Source organism: Acinetobacter sp. YH12058 (assembly GCF_013419805.1).
Lineage (GTDB): Bacteria > Pseudomonadota > Gammaproteobacteria > Pseudomonadales > Moraxellaceae > Acinetobacter > Acinetobacter towneri.
Window position 1 is genome coordinate 1 of the sequence record NZ_VOZL01000045.1, and the last position, 4,403, is coordinate 4,403.

Consider the following 4,403-nt stretch of genomic DNA (forward strand, 5'->3'; position numbering starts at 1 on the left):
AAATAATCATCACTAGGTACAATATCGACATAGTGAAATGCTGTTAGCATCAACCAAAAGCCTAGGAAAAAAAATATAAACTTAGACTTAAATAAATGAGGGAGTTTTTTAAATATTTCAGCAGTTTTTAAGGTTGCAATATTCATATTAAGTCCTGTTATTAAACCAAATATTTGTTAAATAGTTCGGTGTAAGTGTCTTGATTTACATCGTCTTTATTCAAATTGATTTGAACACTCTCATAAATCCTTCTTAAGAAAACATACTGAATAAAATCATCTGCATAATTCTTAATTCGGGGCAGGTAATTCAGCTCTAAAGGAATGTAGTAGTCCATTTTTCTAAAGTTTTTCCCTGTTTTTTTGAAGTGATAACTGACCGCATCAACAAACAATCGTCCGATCTGGTGCCGATTCCCTTTGAAGACTCCGTAAAATTTCAGATCATCATAAAATGACTGCAACTTAGACATGCCAACGCTTTTGTCATTATTTGAAATAAGTGTATTTATAATTTCAACATAGCTTTTTTTAATCAGCTGCACGCTAGGCTCATCAAATCGCCAAGTCCATGTATAGTTTTTTGCACTTTTCTCCGTATCAGGATAATTCTTTGATTTCTTTTTTGAGTGTGAAAGGCGCACCAGTTCAACATTTTTCCCATTTCCAAACGCAACTTTTAAAAAGGGCTTTTGTAAAACAAATTTGAATTTTTCATGGTCATTAAAATATGTCTGAATCAATGAAATTTGTTCTTGTTCTTCTTCTCGATTCCACGTTGTTTCAACTTCTGATATTCGCTGTTTGACTATTTTCTTTAATTGCCCCTCGCTTTTAAGAGTGTTGTATTCATTGCTTTTTGGAGTTGTCACAAACAGCCAAAATTCCCATATATCTTGGTCATAACGCTTTTGAATAATTAAATCCGCAATAGGCTCATTTTTTTTATTTAAACGATAAGTCCTTTGTCGTGGGCTTAAATCTAAAGAATATTTTTGGCTGAGTTTTTTTATGAGTTTTTGGATTTTATCTGCAAACATCGTGTTATCAGATTCAATAGTAAAGTGACTATAGAAATACGCACCGTTTGCAACTTTATCTACAATTTTTTGCGCTGTATAACGACTGTTCGGGCTGTAATGAATCATTTTATTGTTACCAAGCAATATTTGTTCAATTGTCATCAAACAATATTCTAAAAAGTCCTATGTAATCAAGCAATATTTATTATAACTAAAAGCTATATTTTATAATGCTTTCAACGATTTTGATTTTTTACCAATGCCAAAGGCATTGGTCGGACTTAATTGACACAATTTGTCATCGTGCAATCAAGTGGTTCCTAGGTGACGGAATTTACATCTGTTTTTGCTTGGTTTATAGTCGCAATATTCATTGACTTAAAGCAGTCTGACCAACTGCCTGACCATTTTCGTTTTAGCGATTTTGAGCAGGCAACAGCCTGCTTAAAGCCATGTTTTTTTAGATAGCGCACAATTCAGAACTAGCCATTTTGAGTTGACCGATTGAGCGTACTACTGGAGAAATCCCGTTCGGTACGATCTGATGGGCGCTAGGGAGTTGTAATACTCCTTTTCGATCCAATCCGTTGTAAACGGGGTTGGGCGACAAGGACACGGGAGCCTATAAACAATCGAATGATTGTGAAGTGGTCGTGAGGTTAGATATAGCCTGACTAGATACAATTTTTTTTGTATTGAAACCCTGTTTTAACGATTACCGTGAGACCCTGACAGGATGTTAAGGGTCACTAATAACGGCAATGTGTTGCGGCAAATGCACTCTAAGAGGGAAGCGCAGCTCATTGGCACAACTGATGGCGTTTGAGGTAACAGCAATGTTACAGGCTAGCTGAGGAGAAATCTGGAAGCAGCGGCACCACTGAGTGAGATCATCTCAAGCAAAGTGGGTCAACGGATAGCTTAAACAGTATACATCCGGAAGCATAAACCGGAGACACGTGTAGATTAAGAGCCATACGCTCAGATTTTGTCTCAAAGTCATATCCACCAAATCTAAGGAACCGCGTGGTGGGGAAAATGGAAGCACTGACAGACAAAAGAGCATTGGCGTTCAATTGCTAAGATCGTTAGAAATAACTTGGGAATCTCCATGCTTAGACATTGAGTTGTCACGGCAAGGCATGGAGAGGGAGAGAGGATGAGTAGGTCGTATAAGTTATGAAAATAACGAAGTCGATGCTGTATTAAACATTGCGAACTCACCAGTGGCGTGGCTGCTAAGGGTGGTAAAGGGAGTAGTGTTGTCGAAAATCCGAGTCGGTTTTATGTTGTTATCTAAAAAAGCGAAACATAGCTAAAAATGGTTTGGTCGCCATTGTTTGTTCTGATAGGTCGGGATTGGTCTCCCGATCTAAGTCAGGACTAAGCAAACGTTAATGAAAGAAAAGAAAATACGGCAGCATAGTCTTGTGTACTGCATGATTTTTTTCATAGTTTCAATTCTAACTAATTGAATATTTAACTAATTTAGAAAAATTAGCGGGAGTCCTCGTTAAGATGAGTTTTTTCCATTCTTTAGTATAAAGAACGACGTATTGTGATAATGACTTGGGTATTTGCCTACCCATGTTCTACTCGACAAACAACGTGAACTCTACGAAAGTGAGATATGACTCCCTCGGTTGCGGCAAAACAACTAAACGAGGTGAGTTCCTAAATCTCTCTATTTTGCTTTCTAAGGCACTTTAATTTACTTCATGTAGGTAATATCAAAAAAACACCTAAAGTAGCTAAAAACCCTTATTTTTTGCATTTAAACGGTATATTTAACGAGTGTCTACGAGTGACACAAAGAAAAGTTGAGCCTCGACCCTCTGAAAAACTGCTTTAAAAAAATAAAAAAGACAAAAGGAATTAAATCAAATGCTGGTATTTGCACCTAGACCGAGCGAAGCGAGCAAAAAAGCTCTATGAGCGAAGCGAATTCATAGCCGCTTTTGCTTTTTTGAATCCTCGAAAGCAGTCACCAAAAAACAGCCCCCAAGACCGAGTGAAACGAGGTCAAAATGCCACGAGCGAAGCGAGTGCCATAGGGCTGTTTTTCACTCCCCTGCTCCTTTTTATTCTTTTAAGAAGCTTTTAAATACTTTTAGCCCCCCCTCAAAGCCACGTGTAACATGGCTTTCAAACTTTAAAAAAGTACAAACGCCAAGTATTAAAGTACAAACGCCAAGTTAAACACTGTTTAAAAAGTACAAACGCCAAGTTTAAAAAGTACAAACGCCAAGTATTAAAGTACAAACCTATGTATGTACTTTAATTTGTAAAAAAGTATTGACTCAAACAATGTACTTAGTATAAAAACAAACCGATTTATTATTTTTGAGCTGTTTATATGGCTGTAGATCTAAAGAAACATTATCCGAAAGATTGGGTTGTCTTACAAAACCGAGTTGCTGAATGCTTTCGTGGAATGAGCCTTGATGAAAAACGTCTTTTTATCATGTCTACGCCGCTTGCTAGAACAACACAAATATCAAGTAATGAACCTATTTTTATCTCATCTCATGAATTTTCACGTGAGTGTAATGTCGATCTTTCAACCGCATACACAGCACTAGAAACAGCGTCAGAGCGTCTTTTTACCCGATTTTTCGGATATACAGCACAAAATGGGGATCGGGTGAAAATAAGATGGTTGAACAAGGTTGTTTATAAAGTAGGGCAAGGGGGTTCAGAACTCTACTTTACTGATGAAGTCCTTCTTCTTCTTAGGGAGTTTGATGCTTTAAATCCTTATACAAAATATAAAAAAGAGGTTGTATTACGGCTCCGGAAAGACTACTCACTAGACATCTATCACTTAGCTAAGAAACATCAGGTGATGGGCGGTTTTCAAATCAGCCTTAATGATCTTTTTGAACAGCTTGGCTTACCTGAGTCGTATCAAGATTTAAGTAATTTAAAAAAAAGGGTAATTAAACCCTCATTAGATGAAATTAATCAAAATACGGATATTAACCTCAGCTATGAGAATATAAAGCAGGGGCGTTCTGTAGTCGGCTTTAAGTTCACTGTAAAAGAGAAACCAAAACCTAAAACTCTAACGACACAAGCTCGGGACCCGAACACAATAGATATGTTCTGCGATTTAACAGATGCTCAAATCAGCAAATATAGTGCTATTTTAAGTCGTGTAAGTGACATATCTGACCTTTCTACATTCCCGACATACGATGCTTTTACTCTGTTTATTGCCGGTATTTTGAGAGACCCAAAATCAGTACGTGAAGAAACTGCAAAACGGATATTTACAGCATTGCGTAAACATACTGATTTCAAAGGGTAATACCTATTTTCTTTCAAAAAAATAGGTGATCAAAGCAAGTATTCCCAAGGCTTTTGAGATTATTAAATAATC

The 4,403-nt window shown here is 36.8% G+C and carries 2 protein-coding genes; one reads left to right on the forward strand and one right to left on the reverse strand.

Translation table 11 applies throughout. From position 1 onward, the window contains the following. Positions 1-160 precede the first annotated feature (160 nt). Positions 161-1,183 (reverse strand): hypothetical protein, encoded by a 1,023-nt coding sequence (locus FTU09_RS13470; protein WP_247166083.1) that lies wholly within the window; start codon positions 1,181-1,183, stop codon positions 161-163. Between the two features lie 2,194 nt (positions 1,184-3,377). On the opposite strand from FTU09_RS13470, the gene FTU09_RS13475 reads away from it, so the two are divergent. Beyond that, the gene (locus FTU09_RS13475) at positions 3,378-4,331 is read left to right on the forward strand and encodes a replication initiation protein (protein WP_179991697.1); all 954 of its coding nucleotides are present in this window, start codon (positions 3,378-3,380) and stop codon (positions 4,329-4,331) included. Positions 4,332-4,403: the final 72 nt, after the last annotated feature.

Excerpts from the sequence above, each read along its gene's own strand:
- FTU09_RS13475 (WP_179991697.1), top strand. The coding sequence starts at position 3,378 with ATGGCTGTAGATCTAAAGAAACATTATCCGAAAGATTGGGTTGTCTTA.
- FTU09_RS13470 (WP_247166083.1), bottom strand. The coding sequence starts at position 1,183 with ATGACAATTGAACAAATATTGCTTGGTAACAATAAAATGATTCATTAC.